This window comes from Ardenticatena maritima (assembly GCF_001306175.1).
GTDB lineage: Bacteria > Chloroflexota > Anaerolineae > Ardenticatenales > Ardenticatenaceae > Ardenticatena > Ardenticatena maritima.
Genome location: NZ_LGKN01000004.1, coordinates 246,461 through 271,384 on the forward strand (window position 1 = coordinate 246,461; position 24,924 = coordinate 271,384).

A 24,924-nucleotide genomic window follows, 5' to 3' on the forward strand; every position below is an offset into this window, starting at 1 on the left:
GACGATGACAACAAGCAACCTCTATGCGCTCATCCTGGCCGGCGGCGTCGGTACACGCCTCTGGCCGCGCAGTCGCAGCCACAAACCCAAACAACTGCTCGCCCTCACCGGCGAGCGTTCGCTCTTGCAAATGACGGTAGACCGCGTTCGGCCGCTCTTGCCGCCCGAACGCATCTTCATCATGACCAACCGCGAATACGTGGACGCCATCCGCGAACAGGTGCCCGATATTCCCGCAGACCACATCATCGGCGAACCAGCCATGCGCGGCACCGCACCCGCCATCGGATTGGGGGCGGTGCTCATTCGGCGGCTCGACCCCGACGCCACCATGGCATCACTGCACGCCGACCACTACTTCGCCGACGAAGAGCAATTTCGGCGCGCCCTCATCGCCGCCACCGACGTCGCCCAGGGCAAATGGCTGGTCAACCTGGGGGTTCGCCCCACCTACCCCGCAACCGGCTACGGCTACGTGGAACTCGCCGAAGAACTGGGCACGTTCAACGAGCACCCAGCCTACCGCGTGCTCCGCTTCAAAGAAAAACCCGACCTCGAAACGGCGCGCCATTTTGTCGCTTCGGGGCGCTTTCTCTGGAACAGTGGTATTTTTTGCTGGCGCGTGGATACTATTCTTGAAGAATTCGCCCGCCACTTGCCCGAACACACCGCCGCCCTCGAACGCATTGCCGCCGCCGTCGGCACACCCGACGCCGCCGAGGTGCTCGAACGCGAATGGCTGGCGCTCCCCGGCGAAACCACCATTGACCACGGCATCATGGAAAAAGCCGAGCGTGTCGCCACTGTGCCTATGGCCGCCGGCTGGAACGATATCGGCAGTTGGGACAGCCTGGCGGAACTTCTGGACCACGATGAACAAGGCAACCATATCGAGGGCGATACGCTGGTGATTGACGGGGAGCGCATTTTCGTGCAAAGTGAAGGGCGCTTTCTGGCACTCATCGGCCTCAGCGACGTGATTGTTGTCAACACGCCCGACGCCACGCTCATCTGTCGCGCCGGTCGTAGCCAGGACGTCAAGCACGTTGTCAAATGGTTGAAACAACACGGGCGCACCGACTTGCTTTGAGCAGAAAGAAGAAAGAGGAAGTTTCATGTACGAAGAAGGTTGGGTTTCTGACGAATCGGGGTTCGATTTTGTCGAACGCTTCCGCCGTGTCCTGTTGGACCCCACAAGCAGCCCGGAAGAACAGCGCGAAGCCGCACGCATTCTCATGCAAATTGGCTCCGCCGAAGCTGTGGACGCCTTGCGGTGGTTCGCAGAACACGGCGAACCTGACCTGGCGTTTGACGTTCGCCTGGCATTGAAAGAAATGCAAATCTATGCCATCGAAGGCGAACCCGATTGGGATACCCAAAACCTCTTGATGGAAGAAATCATCAACGAAGCAGAGGCGCTGTTCGCCATTCTGGGGCGCGGCGCCAACCGCGAGACCTGGATTGACGCGCTCGCCGAGCGCCTCTACCGCGAAGGGCACGACATCATCGAAGGCGCGCGCGCCATGATGCGCTACAACACCCATGTCATCGAACTGCTGCCTGTTGACATGATTGTGGACGGGCTTCTCGTGGTGCATTTTTGGACGGCTGAGGACAGTCTGAACGCGCTCTCGCTGGGCAATCAGCCACCGCGGCTCTTCACCGAGGAGTACGACGAAGCAGACGACCCGGACGTTCCCATTGACCCGCTCGATGAGTGCTACGCCCGTGTCCGCACAGCCGACTTCTTTGTGGGGCTGCTGCTGGACGTGAGCGGCGACCAGTTGACATCCGACTTCGTTTTCAACAACTTTTATCGCCGCACCTTCCCATACGTGGAATACATCCTGTCCATACCGAAAGGAAAACGTCGGCGACAATAGACGCACAACAGTGAGAAGAACGGAAAAGTCAAAAAAGGTGTGAACGACGTGAGCGAACCAATTCAAGCCTACTGCATGAAATGCAAAACCAAGCGGGAAATGCGTGACCCGCAACCCGTTTTCACCGAAAACGGGCGTCCCGCCACACGCGGCACGTGCCCCGTGTGCGGCACAACCCTTTTTCGCATGGGGGCAACCCCCGCCCATGAAGGGTTGACACCGCCGCCCCCCAAACCTACCACGAAAAAGGAAAAAAAGGCGTCGCGCAAACGACGCAGTACCACATCGGCAACCTCAGGGGAGAAAAGCGGCGCCCAACAGGGCAAGGGCAACAAACTCGTCATCGTTGAATCGCCCGCCAAAGCCCGCACCATTGGCAAATACCTGGGGCGCGGCTACACCGTGCGCGCCTCGCTTGGGCACGTGCGCGACCTGCTCAAATCGCAGTTAAGCGTGGACATCGAAAACAATTTTGAACCGACCTACCGCGTGCCCAACGAAAAACGGGCGCTCGTCAAGGAACTGAAAAGCGCCGCCCAAAAAGCATCCGAAATCTATCTCGCCACCGACCCCGACCGCGAAGGGGAAGCCATCGCGTGGCATTTGCTGGAAAGCATGGACGTGCCCCAAGAACGCGCGCGGCGTGTTGTCTTCCACGAAATCACCAAGAACGCCATTCAGGAAGCGTTCCAGCACCCGCGCCAGATTGACATGCAATTGGTGAACGCCCAACAGGCGCGCCGCATCCTCGACCGCCTGGTGGGCTACCAGATCAGCCCTCTGCTCTGGCGCAACGTGCGCAGTCGCCTCAGCGCGGGGCGTGTGCAGAGCGTTGCCCTGCGCATGGTTGTTGAACGTGAGCGCGAGATTCGCGCCTTCACGCCCGAAGAATACTGGACAATCGAAGCGTTCTTTGCGCAAATGAGCACGCGCGGGCAAGACCCCCGCCCCTCGTTCAAAGCCAAATTGGTGCGCGTGAACGGCAAAGAGCCACACCTGCCCAACGCCGACGCCGCCCAAGCCATTCTCAACGCCTTGCAAGGGGCGCAGTATGTCATCACCGACGTGCGCCAAAAACAGCGCCGACGCCGCCCTTCCGCCCCCTTCACCACCAGCACCATGCAACAGGAAGCCAGCCGTCGGCTTGGCTTTGGCGCGCGCAAAACCATGCAAATCGCCCAGCAACTCTACGAAGGCATTGACATCGGCGATGGCGTCGTGGGTCTCATCACCTACATGCGTACCGACAGCGTGAACGTCAGCCGCGAAGCCCAAGCCGAAGCCCGCGACTACATTCACAAAACGTTTGGCGAAACCTACGTCCCCGCCAAGCCGCCTGTCTACAAAACACGCGCCAAGCAAGCGCAAGAAGCGCACGAAGCCATCCGTCCCACATCGGTCTGGCGCACGCCCGACTCTATCAAACAATACCTCTCGCGCGACCAGTACCGCCTGTATGAACTCATTTGGAAGCGCTTCGTCGCCAGCCAAATGGCGCCCGCCATTCTCGACACCACGTCGGTGGACATCGTCGCCGATACCGAAGGGCGCGTACCCGCCGACGCCGAACAGGTGGACGAAACCCTGCGCGCCGCCCTCGCCCGCAACCCGGCGTACCTCTTCCGGGCAAGCGGCTCGGTGGTGCGCTTCCCCGGCTTCCTCGTGCTCTATGAAGAAGCCCGCGACGAAGACGCGCCCGAAGAGGAAAACATCCACCTGCCCGACCTGCACGCCGGCGAACATCTGGACGCGCTGGACGTGCAAGCCCTGCAACACTTCACCCAACCACCACCGCGCTACACCGAAGCCACCCTGGTGCGCGCGCTGGAAGAGCACGGCATCGGTCGCCCATCCACCTATGCGCCCATCATCAGCACGCTGCAAAGCCGCGGCTATGTGCGCAAGGAAAGCAAGCGCCTTGTCCCCACGGAACTGGGCGAAGTGGTGACCGACCTGCTCGTGGAACACTTCCCCGAAGTCATGGACATCGGCTTTACCGCCCGCATGGAAGAAGAACTCGACCAGATTGCCGAAGGCAAGCGGGAATGGGTGCAGGTGTTGCGCGATTTCTACGGACCATTCAGCCAGCGCCTGGCGACCGCCCAAAAAGAAATGCAAAGCGTGCAGGTCGAAGAAGACGCAGGCGAAACGTGCGAAAAATGCGGTAGCCCCATGATTATCAAGTACGGGCGCTATGGGAAGTTCATCGCCTGCTCGAACTTCCCCGAATGCCGCAACACCAAGCCCTACCAGGAAAAAATCGGTGTACAGTGCCCCGAATGCGGGGGGGACATTGTCGAAAAACGCACACGGCGCGGGCGCATCTTCTACGGGTGCGCCAATTACCCTGAATGCGAATGGTCTTCGTGGAAGCGTCCTTTGCCGGTTCCCTGCCCGGACTGCGGCGGCTTGCTCGTGGAAGCCAACCGTACAACCGTGCAATGTCTCGCCTGCGAGGAAACATTCTCGCGCGCCGACATTGAAGCCCTGCAAGAAGCAACCGAGTAAGGACAGCAACGCGAACAAACAGGCAGACGCTTGATAAAGGTGGTCAACCAATGGCGGCGAAACTTGTTCTCATCCTTCCGCTCCTCATCGGTCTGCTCTTCTTCACAGCAGGCATTTTGGGAGCATACGGCTCGCTGACAATCGCCACCGTTTTTATCTTTCTGGCATTGCTTGCCTTTGCCGCACGCTAAAACAAACGGCATCTCGTTTCATCGAGGTGCCGTTTTTTCTTTGCACCAGACAATCAACACGAGGTGAATCCATGACCCAACGACGACTCTCTGCCCTGCGTGAACGCATGCGCGATTTAGGCGTGGACACGTTTTTGGTAACCAATGCCACCAATGTGCGCTATCTGAGCAGCTTCACAGGCTCGAACGGCACACTCGTCATCACCGACGACGCCCAATTCATCGTGACCGATTTTCGCTACTTCGAGCAAGCCGCCCACGAAGCCCCCGACTTTCAGATGGTGCGCCAAACGGGCGGTTTGCCCAACGCCATCGCCGAAGCCCTGCAACTGGCGGGAAGCCGCCGCGTCGCGTTTGAAGCCGACGACGTGACGGTCGCGCTGTTTGACGAATTACAGCGCCACGCGCCCCAGGGCGTCCGTTTCGAGCCAACCCGCGAAGTCATCATCCGCCTGCGCGCCGTCAAAGACGCCGACGAAATCGAAACCCTGCGCCGCGCCCAACGCATCACCGACGAAGCCTTTGAGCGGTGGGTAGCGCTGGTGCAGCCCGGCATCACCGAAGCCGAACTCGCCTGGAAACTGGAAGTCATCCTGCGCGAACTCGGCGCGCAAGGACCAAGTTTCGACATCATCGTCGCCGTGGGCGACCACAGCGCCTTGCCGCACTACCACCCTGTGCCGGGCGACCGCGCTGTGCGCCCCAACGACATCGTGCTGGTGGACTTTGGCGCGCTTGTGGACGGCTACCACGCCGACATGACGCGCACGCTCTACGTGGGCGACCCCGACGAGCGCTTCCGCGAGGTGTACAACGCCGTCCTGGAAGCCCTGCACCATGCCGAAACGCACCTGCGCGCGGGCATGTCCAGCCGCGACGCCGACGCCCTCGCCCGCGACCTACTGACGGCGCGCGGCTTTGGCGAAGCGTTTGGGCACTCGCTGGGGCATGGCGTTGGTCTGGAAATTCACGAATTCCCGCGCCTCAGCCCTCGCGCCGCTGAAGACGAAATCGTGCCCGCCCGCAGCGTCGTGACGATTGAGCCGGGCGTCTATCTGCCGGGCTGGGGGGGCGTGCGCATCGAAGACCTGGCTGTGGTCCACGAAGACGGCGTCGAAATTCTGACACGTTCTCCCAAAGCAGTGGACTTCTGGAAGATTCATGCCGCGTATTGAGGAGCGTTGCCGACCGCCGTGGCATCCCCATTGGGTGCGCATCTGTACAGGCACGGGCGACATTCACCCCACACCCGAAGGGGTGCGGCTGCATGTCGCCCCCGGTACGGGGGAACGCTACCACCTGGCGGAACTGGACGACACGCACATGCGCCCCCGCCACGCCTACCTGTGGCGTCCGCCCGCACGGTTGCGTGTGCGTGCGCGCTTCTCATCCCCCGCGACGCTTCGCGGCACAGCCGGGTTCGGCTTCTGGAACATGGCGGTCAGCACCACCGCCGACAGCGTGGCGTTCATCGCGCCGCAGGTCTTTTGGGTGTTTCTCGCCTCGCCGCCCAACCGCCTCGCCGTGACACCTGGCTGGTCGGGGCGTGGCTTTTTCGTGCAAAGCATCCGCAGCCCCACCGTCCCGCGTCTGGTGGAACGCTTGGGCGCGCTTGCCCTGCGCCTGCCGCTCGTATCGCGCTTGGCGTACCGCACGGCGCAAGCCATGGTGCCCGCCGCCGAACAGCCGCTCGACGACATTGACCCGACGGCGTGGCACACCTACCTGCTCGAATGGGAAGCCGCCCGCGTGCGCTGTCTCGTGGACGACCAGGTGGTGCTCGACGCCCCCATCGCGCCGCGCGCCCCGTTGGGGTTCGTCGCCTGGGTGGACAACCAATTCGCGGCAATGGACGGCACGTTGCGCGGGGGCTGGTTGTCTGTGGAACATGCGCAATTTCTGGAATTGAGCGAAATTTTGATTGAAGGAACATGAGGTGTTGTCATGCATGTTGTTGCGTTTGAGCCGGATTTGTTCTTCTCTGTGCGCATTGAAACCACCTTGCGCGCCGCGGGCTACAAAGTCCACATCCTCGACACCGATGACGTTGAGCACGCCCTGGCGCTCATGCCCGGCGTCATCATCGTGGACATCGGCACGCCCGCCCTCGATTGGGAACGCCTCATCCGCACCCTGCACACACGTGCGCCCATGGTGCCCGTGCTCGCCTTTGGTTCGCACATGGACACCGACGCCCGCGAACGCGCCCTCGCGGCAGGCGCTACGCTGGTTGTCGCGCGTTCGCGCTTTGTGCAAGCCATGCCCGACCTGGTCGCCCGCCTGACGCAAGAGGAGCCGCTCTCATGAGCGTCTCGTACTGGCAACGCCGCCGCGCCCAACGCCTCGACGCCGATTATGTGGTAGTGGGGGCAGGCATTGTGGGCGCATACGCCGCCATGTGCCTCGCCGAGACCGGCGCGGACGTTGTGTTGACCGACGCCCGCCACCCCGCCGCCGGCGCAAGCGGGCGCAACGCCGGATTTCTACTCAGCGGGCTGGTCGCCTACTACCACGACGCCATCGCGCAGTACGGGCACGCCACCGCCCGCGCCGCCTGGCAATTGAGCGTTGAGACGCGCGAACGCGCTTTTGCGCTGGCGGAAGCGTTTGGCGTCGAACATGCACGCTGTGGCTCGCTCTTGCTCGCCGTGCGCGATGAAGAAGCCCAAGCCCTCGAACAAGCCGCGCGCGCCATGCAAGCCGACGGCTTTGCCGCCGAATTCACCCCCCGCGACCCCCTGGGGCGCGGCTTTGTCGCCGCCCTGCACAAACCCGACGACGGCGTGATTGACCCCGTCGCGCTGGTGCAGGCGCTCGTCGCACACGGCGGCGCACAGGGCGTTTTCGACAATGAAGTGTGGGCGCTGGAAGCGCACGCCGGCGGCGTTCTGGTGCGCGGGGCGCGGTACGAGATTCACGCCCGCGGGGCGCTGCTCGCCCTCAACGCCTACGCGCCGCTCCTTGTGCCTGAATTGTGGGCGGTGGTGCGCCCTGTGCGCGCGCAAATGTTTGTCAGCGCCCCCCTGCCCGAACGCATTCTGGACACCGCCGGCTACGCGAACGACGGCTACGAGTACTTCCGCCAAAGCGCCGACGGGCGCTTCCTCATGGGCGGCGGGCGACGGCGCTTCAAAGCCGAAGAAGTCGGCTGGGAAGACCGCACAACGCCCCAGGTGCAAGCCGTGCTGGCGGATTTCCTGCAACGCTATTTCCCCGAAGTCGCGCACGCGCCGGTGGAACAACGTTGGAGCGGCACCATGGGCTTCACCCCCGACGGCTTGCCCGTGGTGGGGCGCGTGCCCAGCATCCCCAACGCCGTCTTTGCCGTCGGCTTCAACGGGCACGGCATGGGGCTGGGGCTGAAAACAGCCGAACGCGCGGTCGCCCATCTGTTGCACAACGCGCCGCTCGAATGGCTGGACGTGAACCGCCTCAGCGGCACAACGCCAACCAAAGCGCAAGGAGCAAGCGCATGAACCGACAGACACCGCACATCTACGTCCTGCATGGTCCCAACCTGAACCTGCTGGGGTTGCGTGAACCCGACGTGTACGGTCACGATACACTTGACGACATCAACACCCGCCTGCGTGAACGCGCCAACGCCGCCGGCGCACGCCTGACCATTCACCAAAGCAACCACGAAGGCGTGCTGATTGACCTCATTCACGCCGCCCGCACCGAAGCCGACGCCATCCTCATCAACCCCGGCGGCTTGACACATACCAGCGTCGCCCTGCGCGACGCCATCGCCGCCGTGGGACTGCCCACCGTGGAAGTCCATCTCTCAAACATTCACGCGCGCGAGCCGTTTCGCCACACATCGCTCATCGCGCCAGTCTGCGTGGGGCAAATCAGCGGGTTCGGCTGGCGCAGTTATCTGCTCGGGCTGGACGCCTTGCTCATGTTGCTGAACGCCTGACATTTCGCCGTTCCGCTCACTTTGGGTATAGTTGCCCATAGACCCAACGAACCGAACGGCTTGCAACCCGTCATGACACTTTTTTTGCGCTTTCTCGGACCGCCACAGATTGAACAGGCTGGGCAAAACGTGCCACTTCGCCAGAACAAAGGCATCGCCCTGCTGGCGTATGTGGGGCTGGCGGACGCCCCCATCCCGCGAGAGCGCCTGCTGGCGCTCTTCTGGCCTGAAAGCGCCCCCGACGCCGCCCGCAAAAATCTGCGCAACCTGCTCTGGGAACTTCGCCGCACGCTGGGCGAAGAGAGCCTGCAAACCGAAAACGACGCGCTCGCCCTCGCGCCCCATGTGCGCGTGGACGCCCGTCTCCTCGCCGACGCCGCCCAAGCCGCCCGCACGGGACACCTGCCACCCAACGCCGCCGACATCGCCGCCCTCTACCGTGGTCCCTTTCTCGACGGGCTGACACTGCGCGAAGCCCCCGACGTGGAACTCTGGATTGCCATGACGCGCGAGCGCCTGCAACAAGACGCCGTGCGCCTGCTCGAAACCTTGCTCACCACGGCACGCCAAGCCGGCGATTGGCGCGCCGTCGCGCAATGGGCGCAACACGCCCTTGCCATAGACCCCCTGCACGAACCCATGCATCAGGCGCTCATGGAAGCCTACGCCCGCCTGGGCGACCGTGCAGGCGCTTTGGCGCAGTACGACCGCTTGCGCCGTCTCTTGCGCAATGAACTCGGCGTCGCCCCGCTTGAAAGTACCGACGACCTGGCAAACGCCATTCGCGACGGGCGCATTTCATCGCTCACAGCACTGCCCCCAAGCGAAATGCCGCCGCCCGCCGTCAACACGCCCCTCACCCAGCAGCAACCGCCGCTCGAACAGCCGCCGCTCGTCGGGCGTGACGCCGAACTTGCCGCACTCGACAACGCCTGGCGCGCCACCGCCGTCGGCGGGTTTGCGGTTGCCACACTGGAAGGCGAACTGGGCATCGGCAAAACGCGGCTCTGGCAAGAATGGGCGGCGCGCCTGCCCGATGAAACGGCGCTGCTCGCCGCCCACGGACTTGAAGCCACCCAACACATCCCCCTCGCGCCGATTGCCATGCTCTTGCGCCGCCCTGACATCTGGCAAACACTCCACACCCACAGCGCAACGCTGCCCACGCTCACAGCCTTGCGCCACCTGTTGCCCGATTTTCTGCCGGCGGGTGCGGCTTCAAACGCCCCTCTGCCCCCCGCCGAAGGGCGTTTGCACCTTTTCGACGCGCTTCTCCACGCCCTCACCATCGCCACACAACCGCGCAAACAGGTGGTTTTTGTGCTGGACGACGCCCACTGGGCGGACCCCTCTACACTCGCGTTCCTCACCTACCTGGCGGAACGCCGCCCGTGGCAGCGGCTCTTCCTGGTGCTGGCACTGCGCCCCGAAGACGCCACACCCGACCTCAACCACCACATCGCGCACTGGGCGCGGCTGGGCGTTCTCGCCGCCCGCGTCACCCTGCCACACCTCGACGCCGACACAGCCGCAGAACTCATCAAGGCGCTTGGCGGTTCACACCCCCACGCCGAAGAACTGATACGCCGCAGCGGCGGCAACCCCTACTTTCTGCTTGAACTGCTGCGCACCGACGGGCACGACGTTCCGCCGCACTTGCGCGCCCTCATCGCCGCCCGTCTGGAACGCCTCACGGGCACATCCCGCCAGGTTGCGCAAGCCGCCGCCATTCTCGACGGCGATTTTGACTTCGACCTGCTCCGTCACACCGCTGGGCGAAGTGAAGAAGAAACCCTCGACGCGCTCGATACGCTTTTGCAACGGGGGATTCTGCGTGAGCAGAACGGGCGCTACGAATTCACTCACCCCCTCATCGCCGAAGTGCTCCGCAGCAACCTGAGCACCGCGCGGCAAAGTTTCCTGCATCGCCGCGCCGCCCAAGCCCTCGAACGGCGCTACGCGGGGCGTGTTGCGGGCATGGCGGGGCGCATCGCCGCCCACTACGCCCGCGCCGGACGCCCCGAAGAAGCCGCCGCCTGGTACGAAACCGCCGGGCGACACGCGTTTTCACTCGCGGCAGTCACCGAAGCCGTCACCTTCCTGCGCGAAGCCATGCGGCTGTCCCCAACACCCCAACGCGCTATCGCGCTGGGCATGGCGCTGGCGCACAGCGGCCGCCATGAAGAAGCCCACGCGCTGCTGGAACGCATCGTTGCCGAAGCCGAACAACGCGGCGACCAGCGCACCCTCGCCGAAGCCGCGCTCACCCTCGCCCAAATTCATCTCGGCATTGGCGGCGGCGACGCCATTTTGCACTGGGCGCAACGCGCCCTGCACGCCGGCATCCACGACGACCCGCTCATCCAAGCCCGCCTGCACTTCACCATCGGCGCGGCGCTCCTGCGGCTTTCCCCGTCGCTGGAACAAGCCGAACACCACCTGCGCCAGGCACTGACGCTTGCGGAAGAACAGAACGCGCTGGTGGTCGCCATTCAAGCCTTGTTTGAACTGGGCAATCTCTTCGCCGAACGGGGCGACTACGAGACCGCGCTGCACCACTACGAGCAGGTGCTGGAACGCGCCGAAGCGCTCGATTTGCGCTTCTACCAGGTGCTGGCGCTCAACAACCTCGCCTACCACCACGCGCTCAACGGCAATCTCAGCGCCGCGCAGGAAGCGCTGGAACGCGCCTTCGCGCTCGCTACCGCCCACTCCATCAGCGAACCCTTGCAATACCTGCACAGCACACGCGGCGAACTGGCGTTGCTGGCGGGCGACGTACAAGCCGCCCGCGAGGCGTTCCTCACCGCATTGGACGCGGCGCACGCCATCGGCAACCAACTGCACGAAGCCAACATCCACCTGCAACTGGGGCGGCTGCTGCTTGAACACGACCACGACGCCCAAACCGCCCTCGAACATTTCACGCAAGCGCGGGCGCTTCTCGGCGAGACGGTGGCGTTCCACTTCCAGCGGCTGCTCGAACTTTGGACGGCGCGCGCCCTGCTCGCCCTGGGCGACCATGAAAGCGCCGCCCGCCAGGTGGCGCATGTGCGCGCGCTCTTGCACGCCAGCGACCGCCGCCCCTTGCAGAGCCTGTTGGAATCCATTCAAACCCTGCTCCCCTGCCAACCATAACCGCAAGGCGGACGGGGGAAGAAAGGCGCAAACCATTTTCAACATGTGCAGGAGGAACGCAATGGCTGATTTGGCGCGTTTATTTGAATCCTATGCGTGTTGTACCGGCACACCGCCGCCCTCATCTGATGACCCCAACACCCAAACCTTCACCGCCCAGGATGGCGATTCGTGCGCCGCGCTGCTGGCACGCCCACACCCCGACCATCCGCGCCACTACGAAATCGTCTTCTATCACGCCATTGGCGCACGCGCCGACCTGCTTCTGCGGCAACTCTTGCAGAGCACCCTGCCCACCCTGCAAGCCGACGCCGCGCAAATTGTCACCACGTTCCGCCCGGTACGCCCCACATGGGACCTGCGCCACTGGGGCTTTGAACCGCTCGACCGCCTGCGCATGGTGCGCGACCTGACAACGTTCAATGCCCCTGAACCGCTTGTCGCTGATGAGTATTTCATCGCACCGCTCCGCGAAGCCTACGTTGATGATTTGGTGCACCCCTTCATCACCGCCAACGCCGGCACTGTGGAACAACATCTCTTCCCCATCTCGCCGGAACGCGCCCGCACCCTGTTGCGCACGTTTGCCGCTTCGGCGCACGCCGACACCGACGAAGTGAGTTTCGTTGTCTTGCATTCCGGCACGCCTGTGGGGGCGCTCCTCGCACGCCGCCCCATGCCGGAACGGGGCGACCTGTGGCAAATCTTCGTCGCGCCCGAACATCAGGGGCGCGGCTTGGGGCGTGCGCTCCTGCTCACCGCCTTGCGAGCCCTCAAAGCGCACGGCGCCCGCGAAGCCGAAGTCGAATCGGCGCGGCATCTGCCAGCCTACTTCCTCTTGCGCTGGCTTGGTTTTGAAGAAATGGAGACCATTCCACTGCGTTTTTGGCTGCGAGTTATGCACACATGACCCCGCCCATCGTTCTGTTGACTGGTGCCGCCGGTGTTTTGGGGCGTGCTTTGCTTCGCCACGCCCCGATTACGTTGCGCGTGGTTGCCACACAACGCCAAACCCCCGTCCCTTGGCCCTACGTCGAAACGATAGACCTTGCCGAGCGCGAGCAGGTATTCCGCCTGTTTGCGCAACGACGCCCCAACATTGTTCTGCACACCGCCGCCGGCTTCCGCGATGAAACACTGGCGCGTGACGTAGAAGCGGCGACCCAAAACATCGCGCTTGCCGCCGCTGAGTTTGGTTCGGCGCTCATTCACATAAGCACCGATTTGGTCTTCGACGGCAAACACGCCCCCTACGACGAGCAGGCGCTCCCCCACCCCATTCACCCCTACGGGCGCGCCAAAGCCGTCGCCGAAGCCATCGTGCGCGAACACGTCCCCTCAGCGGCAATTGTGCGCACCTCGCTCATCCTCGACATCAACCTACCCGACCGCAACAGCGCCTGGGTGATACAGGCGTTGCGACGTGGTGAACCGGTGTCGCTTTTCGTGGATGAGTTGCGTTGCCCCATTCCCGCCGATGATTTGGCGCGCCAACTGTGGGAACTCGTCCGCCTTCCCACCGAACAACGCGCCGGCGTCTGGCATCTCGTTGGTCCAGAAGCGTTGAGCCGCTACGCGCTGGGGCTTTTGCTGGCGGTGCGCCACGGCTTGCCGACAACGCCCATTCGCGCCGCCTTCAACCGCGAGTTTCCCACACCCCGCCCGCGCGACGTGCGCCTGCTCTCATCACGCGCCGCCACACTGACAACACGGGCGCGCGGCGCAACCGAGTACCTGATTATCTGACGTTCGCCGACTGCTGTGCGGCACTGTTGAGGCAACCGTTGTCTGCATGAGGAGGAGCAAGATGCTCGACACAAATACCGTGTACGATTACGTCATCATCGGTTCCGGCTTTGGCGGCTCCGTCTCCGCCATGCGCCTCGCCGAAAAAGGGTATTCGGTGCTAGTCATCGAAAAAGGCAAGCGCTGGCACGATGACGAATTCGCCCGCACCAACTGGAATGTGCGCAAGTACATTTGGGCGCCGCGTCTGGGCGCGTATGGCATTTTGCAAATCAGCCTGCTGCAAGGCGTCATGGTTCTGCATGGTGTCGGCGTCGGCGGCGGGAGTTTGGGCTACGCCGCGGTGCTCGAAATCCCCACCGACGAGACCTTTGCCACCCCCGCCTGGAACGAGCCGCTTCCCTGGGGCGAAATTCTGCGCCCGCACTACGAAACCGCACGGCGCATGTTGGGGGTCGCCCGCAACCCACGCCTTTGGCCTGCGGATGAGGCGTTGCGCACCATCGCCGAACGGCGCGGGTTGGGGCATACGTTCCGCGCCACCGATGTGGGGGTCTTTTTCGGCGAGCCGGGCAAAACCGTGCGCGACCCCTTCTTTGGCGGCGAAGGACCCGCACGCACGGGGTGTATTCACTGTGGGGGGTGCATGGTCGGCTGCCGCTTCAACGCCAAAAACACCCTGCCCAAAAACTACCTTTACTTTGCCGAGAAATACGGGGCGCGCATTCTCTCGGAGCGCGAAGTGATTGACATTCGCCCCCTGCAAAGCGAGCGCGACGGCGCACGCTACGAGGTGGTCTATCGCCCTTCGCTGGGGTGGTGGCGACGCCCCATTGAACGGGTACGCGCCCGCAATGTGATTGTCGCGGCGGGCGTCATGGGGACGATGCGTTTGTTGCTCACCTTGCGCGATGTGAAGAAATCCTTGCGCGCGCTCTCGCCGCGGCTGGGGGAACGCATTCGGACGAACAGCGAAGCCCTCTTGGGGTCGGGTTCACGACGGCGCGATGTGGACTATTCGCGCGGTGTTTCGATTACTTCCATCACGAACATTGACGATATCACACGGGTTGAGCCGGTGCGCTATCCCGACGGTTCGTCGCTGATGCGGTTTTTGAGCGCCCCGCTGGTGGATATGAACGCCGGCATTCCCGAACGCTTGCGCTACTCGCTGAAATGGTATTTGCGCCATCCACGCCTCACACTCGATATGTACGTCATGCCGGGCTGGGCACGGCGCAGCACCATTCTGCTGGTGATGCAACACGCCGACAACCGCATGCGTTTCCGCATTGGGCGCAGCCCGTTCACCCTTTTCCGGCGCGGTCTGGTCGCCGAACAAGAGCCGGGCTATGAAATTCCGGCGCAAATTCCCGGCTCGCACGAACTGGCACGCGAATTTGCCGCCCTGACGGAGGGGGAAGCCCTGGGGAACGTGGGCGAAAACTTGTTGAATTTGCCCACAACGGCGCACATCTTGGGGGGCGCGCCCATTGGCGCCACCGCGATGGAAGGTGTGGTCAACGAGCGCTTCGAGGTACACAACTATCCGGGGCTTTACATCATTGACGGCTCAATTATGCCCGCCAATCCCGGCGTCAACCCCAGTTTGACCATCACAGCACTGGCGGAATACGCCATGTCGCACATCCCACCCGCGCCCTGAAAAAAACAGCCCTGCCAGGTCTTTGCAACCTGGCAGGGCTATGTGGCCTCGTCCTCACATCTCAACCAGTTCGCCCCCAATCCAGACCTGCGCAATGACGTCCGGCGCGCCCAGCGTGTAGAGGGCGTCGCGCCAATCGGCGCTTGCCAGCACGAGAAAATCGGCGCGGCAGGCTTCTTCCAGTCGCCCCCGGTCGCGCAAGCCTAACGCGGCAGCGGCATTGACCGTAGCAGCGGTGAGCGCCTCGGCGGGTGTCAGTCCATTCAGGCGCACGGCAAGCGCGGCAGCCATTTGCATGGAAAAAAGCGGGCTTGACCCCGGATTGAGGTCGGTGGCGACGGCGACGGGCACATTGGCATCAACAAGCCGCCGCCCCGGCGCAGGCGGCACGCCCAGGTGCAGGCTCACACCGGGCAAAAGCGTTGCCACTGTGCGCCCACGCGCCAGCGCTTCTATTTGTGCCTCGCCCGACGCTTCCAAATGGTCAACCGAGAGCGCCCCAAGTTCCACCGCCAGTTCAACACCACCCAGCGCATGAAACTGGTCGGCGTGGACTTTCAGCCCCAATCCGTGCGCTTTGGCGGCTTCCAAGATACGGCGGGCTTCTTCCACGGTGAACGCTTCACGTTCGATAAAGACATCAACAAAATGCGCCAGTCCTTCGCGCACCACCGTGGGGATAAGATGCTCAACAACTTCTTGCACGTAGGCCTCACGCCCTTCCTCAGGGGGCACATGGATGAGCAACGTGGGGAAAAGCGCCGCGGGCGTCTCATCTTGCAAGCGGGCGATGACGCGCAACAGGCGCATCTCGGCCTCCGTCGTCAACCCATAGCCCGACTTCACCTCAATCGTTGCCGCACCGGAACGCAACAACGCCGCCAGGCGCGGCTTCGCCAGCGCCGCCAACGTCTCTTCGGACGCCACCGCCGTTTGGCGCACCGTCTGGTAAATGCCGCCGCCCGCCGCCAAAATCTCCTCGTAGGTTTTGCCCTGTGAACGCGCCTCAAAATCATCCAGCCGATGCCCACCCCAAACAGCGTGGGTGTGCGAATCCACAAACGCCGGAATGACGGCGCGTCCACCCAGGTCAACCACACGGTCGTGGTCGCCGTTCCAGTCGCGTAGAGCGCCAATCCAGATGAGCCGCCCATCCTGCACGGCAAACGACGCTTCAGGCAGGAGATGGAGCAACCCTTGCAACGCGCCGCGGTGCAAACCGCCCCCCAGCGGTGTAGCCAGTTCAGCGCAGTTCGTAAACAGTGTGATGCTCATCGCGTTTCCTCTTAGGGCGTCTGTTCAGATGCGGCAACCGCCAGCATGATTTCCACCAGCAAACGCGCCGCTAACAAGGCACTGCTTCCACTGGTGTCGAGATAGGGCGTCATCTCCACGAAGTCAACCCCCACAATGCGATTGCGGGCGGCGGTTGCCTGAATGATACAAACGGCTTCGCGGAATGACAACCCGTCCGCTTCCGGGCTACTTGTGGCGGGGAAGATGGCGGGGTCGAGCGCGTCAACATCGAATGACAGATAGACAGGCTTCCCTTCCGGCAAGAAGGTTTCAATGTCGGCGTCGAACAGGTCTTCGCGAAAGACAAGGCGATGCCCACGCTTGACTGCGGCATCCACCGCTTCACGGTCGAAGCGCACGCCACGCAAGCCAATGGTGGTAATGTGGCGCAGATTGGGCAAGACTTCCACCGCCCGCCGAAACGGGCTGGAATTGGAGTAGCGCGTCTCGTTGCGCATGTCGGTGAAATCCAGATGCGCATCGATCTGCACCACGTGCAAATCGTCCACGTCGTCGAACGCGCGCAAGAGTGGGAAACTGACGCTGTGGTCGCCGCCCACAAAGATGGGCAGCGTGGCGCGTTGGCGCACGGCGCGCGCGGCGGCGGTGATACGGTCGAACGCCAACAAGGGTTCGAGTGTGGGCAGGTCAACGTCGCCCGCGTCCACGAGGTGGTAACCGACAAGGCGGTAGCCATGGCGTGGGTGGTAGTAGCCTTCGGGCGGCAGGGCGTAGCGCAGGCTGGCTTCACGGATGGCGCGGGGGGCGAAACGCGCCCCAGGGCGGTAGCCGACGGTAATGTCGAACGGCACGCCGAGAAACGCGGCGTCGGCGTGCCATTCTTCATCCAGTGCATGGGATTCTGCACGGAAGAAGGTCGCAATTCCGGCAAAGGGCAACATTTATTCTTGCTCCCAACCGCACAAATCAACGCCCCGCTCGCGCGCCACCGCTTTGGCTTTCTCGTAGCCTGCGTGCGCATGCCGCATCACCCCGGTGCCGGGGTCGTTGGTGAGCACACGTTCCAGCCGCCACGCGGCTTCGTCCGTCCCATCAGCAACACTGACCTGCCCCGCATGCAGGGAGTAGCCCATCCCCACGCCACCGCCGTGGTGGAAACTGACCCAGCCGGCGCCCGAGACAGCGTTCAGCGCGAAGTTGAGCAAGGGCCAGTCGGCGATGGCGTCCGAACCGTCGCGCATCGCCTCGGTTTCGCGGTAGGGGCTGGCGACACTGCCCGCGTCCAGGTGGTCGCGCCCGATGACAATGGGGGCTTCAAGGTCGCCGCGGCGTACCATTTCGTTGAAGAGCAAGCCGGCTTTGTCGCGCTCTCCGTAGCCCAGCCAGCAAATGCGGGCGGGCAACCCCTGGAACTTGAATTTGGTGACGCCATGCGTCAGCCAGCGGCGCAAGCCTTCATCTTCGGGGAAGAGTTCGAGCAACGCGCGGTCGGTTTTGTAAATGTCTTCGGGGTTGCCGGAAAGCGCCGCCCAGCGGAAAGGACCGCGCCCTTCACAAAATTGGTCGCGGATGAAGGCGGGCACAAAGCCAGGGTAGGCGAAAGCGTCTTCAAAACCGCCTTCCTTGGCGAAAGCGCGCAGGTTGTTGCCGTAGTCGAACGCAATCGCGCCGCGTTTCTGCATTTCAACAATAGCGGCACAATGTTGCGCCATCGAGGCGAGCGCGCGCTGTTTGTAGCCTTCGGGGTCGCGTTGGCGCAGGGTGTCGGGGTCTTCACCCTCGTTCAGCAGGGGCACATAGCCGTAAAGCGGGTCGTGGGCGCTGGTCTGGTCGGTCACCAGGTCGGGAATGAAGTCGCGGCGCACCATTTCGGGCAGAACCGCCGCGGCGTTGCCCAGCAAGCCAATGGAGAGCGGCCGCCCTTCGCGCTTGGCGGCTTCCGCCAGGCGCAAGGCTTCGTCCAGATTGTCGGTCCAGGTGTCCAGGTAGTTCGTTTCAATGCGGCGCTGAATGCGGTGGGGGTCCACTTCCACGACAATGGCAACGCCTTCGTTGAGCGTTACGGCAAGCGGCTGCGCGCCGCCCATTCCCCCCAAACCGGCGGTGACGGTAATGGTGCCTTTGAGCGAGCCGCCGAAGTGTTTTTTGGCGGCTGCCAGGAACGTTTCATAGGTGCCTTGCAGAATGCCCTGGGTGCCGATGTAAATCCAACTGCCCGCGGTCATCTGTCCGAACATGATGAGCCCCAGGCGTTCGAGTTCGTCGAAGACTTCCCACGTCGCCCACTTGGGCACGAGGTTGGAGTTGGCGATAATGACGCGCGGCGCCAATTCGTGTGTGCGGAACACGCCCACGGCGCGCCCTGATTGCACCAGCAGGGTTTCATCGTTTTCGAGCCGGTCGAGCACGGCGATAATGCGTTCCACATCTTCCCAACTGCGGGCGGCTTTGCCACGCCCACCGTACACAATCAACTCCTCGGGCTTTTCAGCAACATCGGGGTCGAGGTTGTTGAGCAACATGCGCTTTGCGGCTTCTTGAATCCACCCTTTGGCGGTACGTTGAGGACCACGCGGTGCACGCACAGTGCGGGTCTTGAGGGTCATGGTTTCACTCCTTCGTGAATTTCGGTTGGTTGTCGGGTGTGAGTAGTATACCAACGAGCCATCATCTCACAAAGCCATCAAACGGCTCGCTGCCGCGCCGTTTTTCCTCTCACATGCGAGCAGTGTTCTGTTTGGCTGGTGGGAAGGTGAAGGTATAATCGCCGCCCCGAAAGCGTCCATGCAACTGAATAAACCACCAAAATCTCAAGGACTCAAAAGGAAACCTATGCGGTGGCGCCTACATATTGCAAGCCTGCTTCTCCTCTGGATGATAACGGCCAACTGGCTGTCAAAACATCCAGCGCTCCTTCTTCCACCACCCCACGGGACAGCCGCTTTTCCCATCTCGGCCATTGCCCTGGCGGTACTCATGGGGCTTGTGCTCTTCCTGCCGGGATTGGCATTCCTCTCTTTTTTACCATTGCCACTCAGCACATTTGAACGTTTTATCCTGGCGCCCGCTGTCAGTTTACCCTTTTATCCGCTCATGGTGTTCTTTGCCGCCCAACTCGGCATCACGCTCACCCCTCTGGCTATCTGGGGGCTCATCATCACGGCGAGCATTGTTCTCATCTGGCGCGGGAAAACGGGCGCGTGGCATCTCGATGTTTTCACACTCACCGCATGTGTGCTTGTCCTGCTCTTATGGGGAAGCCGCTTCTGGGTGGTGCGTGAAATGCTTGCACCAGCCTGGGGCGATGGCGTGCAACATAGCATCATTGTACAACGCATGCTGGAAGAAGGGGGGCTTTTTTCGTCATGGGAACCGTATGCCCCCGCACAAACATTCACCTACCATTTTGGTTTCCACGCCACTGCGGCGGCTTTCGCCTGGCTAAGCCACCAACCGGCTCATCTCGCTGTTTTGCTCATTGCGCAAGCGCTCAACGTTGCCGCCGTGCTGGTGCTCGCCGCCCCCGTTCTAGCATTCACGCGCGGTCAGCGGTGGAGCGCCCTCGTCGCCCTCCTCGTCGCCGGTTTCCTGAGCCGCCACCCCGCTTTTTATGCCAATTGGAGCCGTGATACACAACTCGCCGGACAGGTCATTTTACCGGCTTTATTGTGGGTGTTTCATCGCTGGTGGTTCGATGCGAAACGCCCACCCCGGGCTTTCTTGGTGCTGGCCGCCTGGTTTGCCGCAGGCTTACTGCTCACACATTACCGCGTTGCACTGCTTGCGGCATTGGCAGCGCTTGCATGGGGGGGTGTTGCCTTCTGGCGTTGGCGTACCACACCAGGCGAATGGGTTGCCCGCACAGCCACGTTGGGCATGGCGGGACTTGTGGGCGCTTTGTCTGTTTCGTCCTGGTTTTGGAGCCTGCGCCGAGGTTCGTTCGATGAGTACGCCGCACAGACTTTCAACACGCTTCCGGACGAACGCCGCGCGCAACTATTCCAGGAAATGCGCACCATCTGGGGCATGGTCCCTGCCTACTACCCCACATGGCTTGTAGGAAGCGGAATGCTGGCAGGCGTGTTTGCACTTGTACGGCGATACCACTGGGCATGGGCGATTGCCACATGGTGTTTTTTGTCATTCGCGGCTTCAAACCCTTTCTTCTTCGGCATTGGCGGCAACAATTTCATTTCCAACTTCACGCTTATGATTGCCTGCTACATTTTGCTGGCTTTGGTTCTCGCCGCGAGCATTGCCGGAAGTTTGCAACGCCTCACAACGTCACGATTTGAACCATTCTTGAGCATTCTCCTCATCACTCTTGCCTTGCTGGGAAGCCGACAGCAAATCGGCATCGTTGAACCCGGCTATCAAATGCTCACCCAGGATGACGTGCAGGCTTTCGAGTGGATTCGTGCCCATACCCCCACCGAGAGCCTGTTCCTCATCAATGGGTTTCTGGCGTTCAACGACACTGTTGCCGTCGGCTCGGATGGTGGTTGGTGGTTGACCTACTTCACAAAGCGCCCCATCCTCATTCCACCGCTCATTTCCACATTGGAACATAACCCACCAGGGCAACGCCCCATTGACATTCGCCACATTGTCCTTGACATTCAAGCCAGCCAGGGGGAACCGGCAGCGCTGCGCGCAGTCCTCTGTCGCGCAGGCATCACCCACATCTATCTTGGCGCTGACCGCGGCACGATTGGCGGACCAGGCGTCCCGCTTGTGCCTGAAGAATGGCTTCATGCGCTCCCCGACGCTCACCTGCTCTTTGAAGCAGGCAAAGCCCAGGTATGGGAATTCGACCGTGCAACATGCCCAACAGAGGAAAACGCCGCCAATCCGCCCAGCGCGTTTGACACAACCCAACCCACTGCTATAATCACGCGTGCTTTCTGGCTTTTTCCATTATGTGCATCAGCGCGGGCCTGATGGCCCGTGTCTTCATGTCGAAAAAAACGGATTGATTTTCGAGAAAACCAGCGGAGGCGAGCAGTGTACGCAGTCATTGAAACGGGTGGAAAACAGTACCGCGTCGAAGAAGGCGCGACGATTACGGTGGAACGCCTCCCCGTAGCCGAAGGCGAACAAGTGACGTTCGACCGCGTCTTGTTCGTGGGTGGCGACGAGGCGAAGGTTGGCACGCCTGTGGTTGAAGGCGCGAAGGTGATTGGCACCGTTCTGGAACACACCAAGGACAAGAAGAAAATCATCTTCCGCTACCGCCGCAAGCAACGCTATCGCGTCAAGCGTGGGCATCGCCAGCCGATTACCCGTGTCAAAATCGAGAGTATCGAAGCCTAAACAGGCCTGACGAAAACGGAGGAAGTGGTATGGCTCACAAAAAAGGTGGTGGTTCGAGCAAGAACGGTCGCGATAGTATCAGCAAGCGGCTGGGCGTGAAGCGCTACGGCGGCCAGTTCGTGAAGGCGGGTTCGATTTTGGTGCGCCAACGCGGCACGCGCATTTACCCTGGTAAGAATGTGGGGCTGGGCAACGACTATACGTTGTTCAGCAAGATTGACGGTATCGTCAAATACGAATACGCTCGTGGCGGCAAGAAACTGGTGAGCGTGTATCCACGAGAGGAGTTGGCACAGTGAAAGAGGGAATTCATCCGACGTACTACCCCGATGCGAAGGTGATTTGCGCCTGCGGCAACGTCTTTACCGTCGGCGCCACCAAGAAGGAAATCCACACCGACGTGTGCAGCGTTTGCCACCCGTTCTTCACCGGTGAGCAACGCATTGTGGACACGGCGGGGCAAGTGGACCGCTTCATGAAGCGCTTGCAAGCCGCGCAAGAGTTGAGCCAAACCCGCGGCAAGAAGAAGCGCAAAAAAGAAATCCTCGAAATCGTGGACGAAGACGAAACGGCCGAGGAATAATCGCAACGATGCAAACCAAGCGGCAGGTTCGGCCTGCCGCTTTTTCTTTGGTGAGAGGGTTTCAACATGACGTTGCAACACATCCAGCGTGGCACCATCGCACAAGGAGGTCGTATGCCGCAACGTTTCCCAGTCGGTGGTGTGGTGGAATTGATTTGTGGGAGCATGTTCAGCGGGAAAACCGAGGAACTGATTCGCCGTGTCCGCCGTGCGCAAATTGCCCGCCAAAAGGTGCAAGTGTTCAAGCCCAGCATTGATGACCGGTATCACTCAACCCGCGTCGCGTCGCACACGGGCATGCAAATTGACGCGATTCCCGTTGAGCACGCCGAAGATATTTTGCGCCTGCTCGAACCCGATACGCAGGTTGTCGCTATTGATGAAGTGCAGTTCTTCGACTGGCACATTGCCACGGTTGTCAACACACTCGCCGACCGCGGCGTGCGTGTGATTGCCGCGGGGCTTGACCTGGATTTCCGCGGCGAACCGTTTGGCCCGATGCCGCTGTTGCTTGCACAAGCCGAAGTGGTAGACAAGTTGAGCGCGATTTGCGTCAAATGCGGCGCGCCTGCCAGCCGCACCCAGCGCCTGATTGACGGTCGCCCCGCTTTTTACGAAGACCCCGTCATCATGGTAGGGGCGGATGAGGTGTACGAGGCGCGCTGTCGCCAATGCCACGAAGTTCCACGCCGCGCCGATGAAGCGTAGCCGACAGACAAAACACCCCGCTGCAAAGCGGGGTGTTTGCTTTTTTCAACAGATGGTTGCGGTCAGTAGTAGATTGTCAGCGTGCGGTGGTGCGGCGGCAAACTTTCGCGCACGGCTTCGGCGCGTTCCCACAAGAGCCAATCCACCTGCACCGCCGGCACATCATAGCCGCGTTGCGCCAAAAGCGAGCGCAAGTGTTCGACGGCTTGCACCGTCGCCGCCCGAATCTCAATTTCTTCGGGGCTGCCGGGCGCAATTTCCTGTCGGGCGTCCACTTTTTCGGCAAGCGGCGGGGCATACACCAGCACACCACGTGCCCGCAAATACTGCGGCACGCGGTAATCGGCGAACATTGTCATCTCATGCACATCATCAAACCGCCCCAGCCCTGCCCCGTTGAACGCGCCCCACACATCGGCGGCAAAAATCTGCGCGCGCTTGTAGAAAAAGACCTGCCGCCCATCGTACACGGCATGGTCGCGAAAGCCGGGGAAATGCGCCGTCAACAAGGACACCAGCCGCGCCGCCGAATGGTCAGCCGCCGACACCAGATTGGCCGCCTGCCCACCAAAATGCGCCAGCAAGCCCGCCCCCACCTCGCGCACAAGGCGCACACGTTCTTCCATTTGGGGCAACTCAGCGCCCACCCAACGCCGCAGGTCGTCGGCTTCAACCTGCACCAACCGCTCAGCGTCGAAGACGTGGGGGTCGGCTTCAATGGCGCGCTTCAAGCCCAGCGCCAGATGCTCATACTCCAACCCCGGCTTGGGCCAGAAGCAAAAATTGAGCGCATCCAGCACAAGCAGATACTGCACCGTGCGCGGTGTTCCATCGGCAAAGTGGGGCGTGCGATCCCAGGACTGGTTGACGCCGCCATCCGCTACAAGCGATTCCGCCAACACCGTTAGGGCGTCGGGGAGCAGATGCACATGCCGCGCCCGTTCAGCCACCCACGCCGTTGTTTCACGAACAGAGTGCAGTGGATTCTGGCTCATAGCGTCGTTGCTTCTTCCTCATCATGTTGTGTGTGCAAGCCGCCGACCAGCGTCAACGGCACGAAAGCCTCTTGCGGCTTGTTCAGCACCTCTTCCGGCCAGAGGCGACAGAAGGCGCACAACCCCGGTGCGCTCGTCGGCTGGCCACACCGTTCACACGCATGCAGTTCGACTTTTTCCTCTTCCCAGTTGGCAAACAGGCCGTCTTTGTCTTTGGCGCGCAAGAATGAAAGGTAGAAGTGCAGTTTCGCGCCGGGACGTTCGGCTTCCAGTTTGTTGAGCAGTTCTTTGTAGTAAATTGTGTTGGCGCCTTCGGAATAGGGGCATTCTTCATACATGTAATCAATGCCCGCCAGCAAGGCATACGCCGCCGTTTCACGCTCGTAGAAGCGGCAAAACGGCTTCACCTTGCGGGCAAAACCATCCCCCTCGGGCAAGACGGGGTATTGCCGCGCCAGGTAGCCCACCTGCCAGTGCAACGTGTTGGAAAAGAGCACGGCGGCTTCGTCATCCAGGTTGTGCCCGGTTGCCAGCACGGGGTAGCCCAAATCGTGGGCGATGCGGTTCATTTCGTGGCGCTTGATCAGCCCGCAGACCGAGCAGGGCTTGCCGCGCCCACGCCGTGAGCGTTGGGCAACTTCGGGAATGCTCTCGCCGTACATCTCCTTGGCGTCTACAACATGCAGTTGCGTGCCCGGATGCTCGGCGACGAATTTCTTGATTTTCTCGTACGATTCATCGCTGTACTGGATACCACCATCAATGCCCAGGCGCAGGTAGAAACCATCCGCCTGATAGCCCAGTTTCAACAACACATCCCACAGCGCCAGCGAATCTTTCCCCCCGCTGACAGCCACCAGCACACGCTCATCGCGCGTGAACATTTTGTACTTTTTGATGAAACGTTCGGTCTGCTCAACAAACCATTCGAGATAATGCTCTTTGCACAACGCCAGTTTGTGCTGGCGCATGTTGATCACGGCTTTTTCACGACACTTTCGGCATTTCATAGCA

At 61.9% G+C, this 24,924-nt stretch carries 22 protein-coding genes and 1 pseudogene; 18 read left to right on the top strand and 5 right to left on the bottom strand.

The genetic code is table 11. The annotated features are described in order from the left end of the window. Positions 1-4: 4 nt before the first annotated feature. From SE16_RS05930 to SE16_RS05985, 13 genes are all read left to right on the top strand, one after another. Positions 5-1,090, top strand: a complete 1,086-nt coding sequence (locus tag SE16_RS05930; protein ID WP_060687344.1) for a mannose-1-phosphate guanylyltransferase — start codon at positions 5-7, stop codon at positions 1,088-1,090. A 25-nt stretch (positions 1,091-1,115) separates the two neighbouring features. After that, positions 1,116-1,883, top strand: coding sequence for a hypothetical protein (locus tag SE16_RS05935; protein WP_054494139.1), 768 nt, complete (start codon positions 1,116-1,118; stop codon positions 1,881-1,883). Positions 1,884-1,931: 48 nt separating this feature from the next. Continuing rightward, a complete protein-coding gene (topA, locus tag SE16_RS05940) occupies positions 1,932-4,391 on the top strand; it encodes a type I DNA topoisomerase (RefSeq protein ID WP_200907487.1) in 2,460 nt (819 codons plus the stop codon). 50 nt (positions 4,392-4,441) lie between these two features. Next, positions 4,442-4,582, top strand: coding sequence for a hypothetical protein (locus SE16_RS15930; protein ID WP_160317052.1), 141 nt, complete (start codon positions 4,442-4,444; stop codon positions 4,580-4,582). A 71-nt stretch (positions 4,583-4,653) separates the two neighbouring features. Next, the gene (locus SE16_RS05945; protein ID WP_054494138.1) at positions 4,654-5,757 is read left to right on the top strand and encodes a M24 family metallopeptidase; all 1,104 of its coding nucleotides are present in this window, start codon (positions 4,654-4,656) and stop codon (positions 5,755-5,757) included. Further along, positions 5,744-6,517 carry a hypothetical protein gene (locus SE16_RS05950; protein WP_152918229.1) on the top strand — a complete coding sequence of 258 codons (774 nt, stop codon included), beginning with the start codon at positions 5,744-5,746 and terminating at the stop codon, positions 6,515-6,517. The genes SE16_RS05945 and SE16_RS05950 overlap by 14 nt, the downstream gene beginning before the upstream one ends. 9 nt (positions 6,518-6,526) lie before the next feature. Next, positions 6,527-6,889 (top strand): PleD family two-component system response regulator, encoded by a 363-nt coding sequence (locus SE16_RS05955; protein WP_054494136.1) that lies wholly within the window; start codon positions 6,527-6,529, stop codon positions 6,887-6,889. Then, a complete protein-coding gene (locus tag SE16_RS05960; protein WP_054494135.1) occupies positions 6,886-8,058 on the top strand; it encodes an NAD(P)/FAD-dependent oxidoreductase in 1,173 nt (390 codons plus the stop codon). Before SE16_RS05955 ends, SE16_RS05960 begins: the two co-directional genes overlap by 4 nt. Beyond that, positions 8,055-8,504: a type II 3-dehydroquinate dehydratase gene (gene aroQ, locus SE16_RS05965; protein ID WP_054494134.1), complete on the top strand. Its 450-nt coding sequence runs from the start codon at positions 8,055-8,057 to the stop codon at positions 8,502-8,504. Before SE16_RS05960 ends, aroQ begins: the two co-directional genes overlap by 4 nt. A gap of 72 nt (positions 8,505-8,576) precedes the next feature. After that, positions 8,577-11,642: an ATP-binding protein gene (locus tag SE16_RS05970; protein WP_060687346.1), complete on the top strand. Its 3,066-nt coding sequence runs from the start codon at positions 8,577-8,579 to the stop codon at positions 11,640-11,642. A gap of 61 nt (positions 11,643-11,703) precedes the next feature. Next, positions 11,704-12,552, top strand: a complete 849-nt coding sequence (locus tag SE16_RS05975; RefSeq protein ID WP_054494133.1) for a GNAT family N-acetyltransferase — start codon at positions 11,704-11,706, stop codon at positions 12,550-12,552. Further along, on the top strand, positions 12,549-13,388 hold the full coding sequence (locus SE16_RS05980; RefSeq protein ID WP_054494132.1) for an SDR family oxidoreductase: 840 nt from the start codon (positions 12,549-12,551) through the stop codon (positions 13,386-13,388). The genes SE16_RS05975 and SE16_RS05980 overlap by 4 nt, the downstream gene beginning before the upstream one ends. Positions 13,389-13,449: 61 nt before the next feature. After that, complete coding sequence (locus tag SE16_RS05985) at positions 13,450-15,054, top strand: GMC family oxidoreductase (protein WP_054494131.1); 1,605 nt, start codon at positions 13,450-13,452, stop codon at positions 15,052-15,054. Positions 15,055-15,108: 54 nt separating this feature from the next. Here SE16_RS05985 and hutI read toward each other — a convergent pair whose 3' ends face one another. From hutI to hutU, 3 genes are read right to left on the bottom strand one after another with little or no spacing between them, the layout of a single operon-like run. Then, positions 15,109-16,329 carry an imidazolonepropionase gene (gene hutI, locus SE16_RS05990; protein WP_054494130.1) on the bottom strand — a complete coding sequence of 407 codons (1,221 nt, stop codon included), beginning with the start codon at positions 16,327-16,329 and terminating at the stop codon, positions 15,109-15,111. 11 nt (positions 16,330-16,340) lie between these two features. Beyond that, positions 16,341-17,252, bottom strand: a complete 912-nt coding sequence (locus tag SE16_RS05995) for an arginase family protein (protein ID WP_054494129.1) — start codon at positions 17,250-17,252, stop codon at positions 16,341-16,343. Then, positions 17,253-18,917 (bottom strand): urocanate hydratase, encoded by a 1,665-nt coding sequence (hutU, locus tag SE16_RS06000; RefSeq protein ID WP_054494128.1) that lies wholly within the window; start codon positions 18,915-18,917, stop codon positions 17,253-17,255. A 226-nt stretch (positions 18,918-19,143) separates the two neighbouring features. Here hutU and SE16_RS06005 point away from each other — a divergent pair, with 226 nt between their 5' ends. From SE16_RS06005 to SE16_RS06025, 5 genes and pseudogenes are all read left to right on the top strand, one after another. Beyond that, the gene (locus SE16_RS06005) at positions 19,144-21,252 is read left to right on the top strand and encodes a hypothetical protein (protein ID WP_054494127.1); all 2,109 of its coding nucleotides are present in this window, start codon (positions 19,144-19,146) and stop codon (positions 21,250-21,252) included. Positions 21,253-21,315: 63 nt separating this feature from the next. Beyond that, positions 21,316-21,624: a 50S ribosomal protein L21 gene (gene rplU, locus SE16_RS06010; protein ID WP_054494126.1), complete on the top strand. Its 309-nt coding sequence runs from the start codon at positions 21,316-21,318 to the stop codon at positions 21,622-21,624. A 29-nt stretch (positions 21,625-21,653) separates the two neighbouring features. Further along, on the top strand, positions 21,654-21,923 hold the full coding sequence (gene rpmA, locus SE16_RS06015) for a 50S ribosomal protein L27 (protein WP_054494125.1): 270 nt from the start codon (positions 21,654-21,656) through the stop codon (positions 21,921-21,923). After that, positions 21,920-22,126 (top strand): annotated as a pseudogene (gene rpmE / locus SE16_RS06020) (50S ribosomal protein L31); the annotation flags it as partial. The gene rpmA and the pseudogene rpmE, both read left to right, overlap by 4 nt. A gap of 195 nt (positions 22,127-22,321) precedes the next feature. Further along, positions 22,322-22,915 carry a thymidine kinase gene (locus SE16_RS06025; RefSeq protein ID WP_054494123.1) on the top strand — a complete coding sequence of 198 codons (594 nt, stop codon included), beginning with the start codon at positions 22,322-22,324 and terminating at the stop codon, positions 22,913-22,915. A 62-nt stretch (positions 22,916-22,977) separates the two neighbouring features. Here SE16_RS06025 and SE16_RS06030 read toward each other — a convergent pair whose 3' ends face one another. Continuing rightward, the gene (locus SE16_RS06030; RefSeq protein ID WP_054494122.1) at positions 22,978-23,910 is read right to left on the bottom strand and encodes a queuosine 5'-phosphate N-glycosylase/hydrolase; all 933 of its coding nucleotides are present in this window, start codon (positions 23,908-23,910) and stop codon (positions 22,978-22,980) included. Further along, positions 23,907-24,920, bottom strand: coding sequence for a TIGR00269 family protein (locus SE16_RS06035; protein ID WP_082374457.1), 1,014 nt, complete (start codon positions 24,918-24,920; stop codon positions 23,907-23,909). The genes SE16_RS06030 and SE16_RS06035 overlap by 4 nt, the downstream gene beginning before the upstream one ends. Positions 24,921-24,924: the final 4 nt, after the last annotated feature.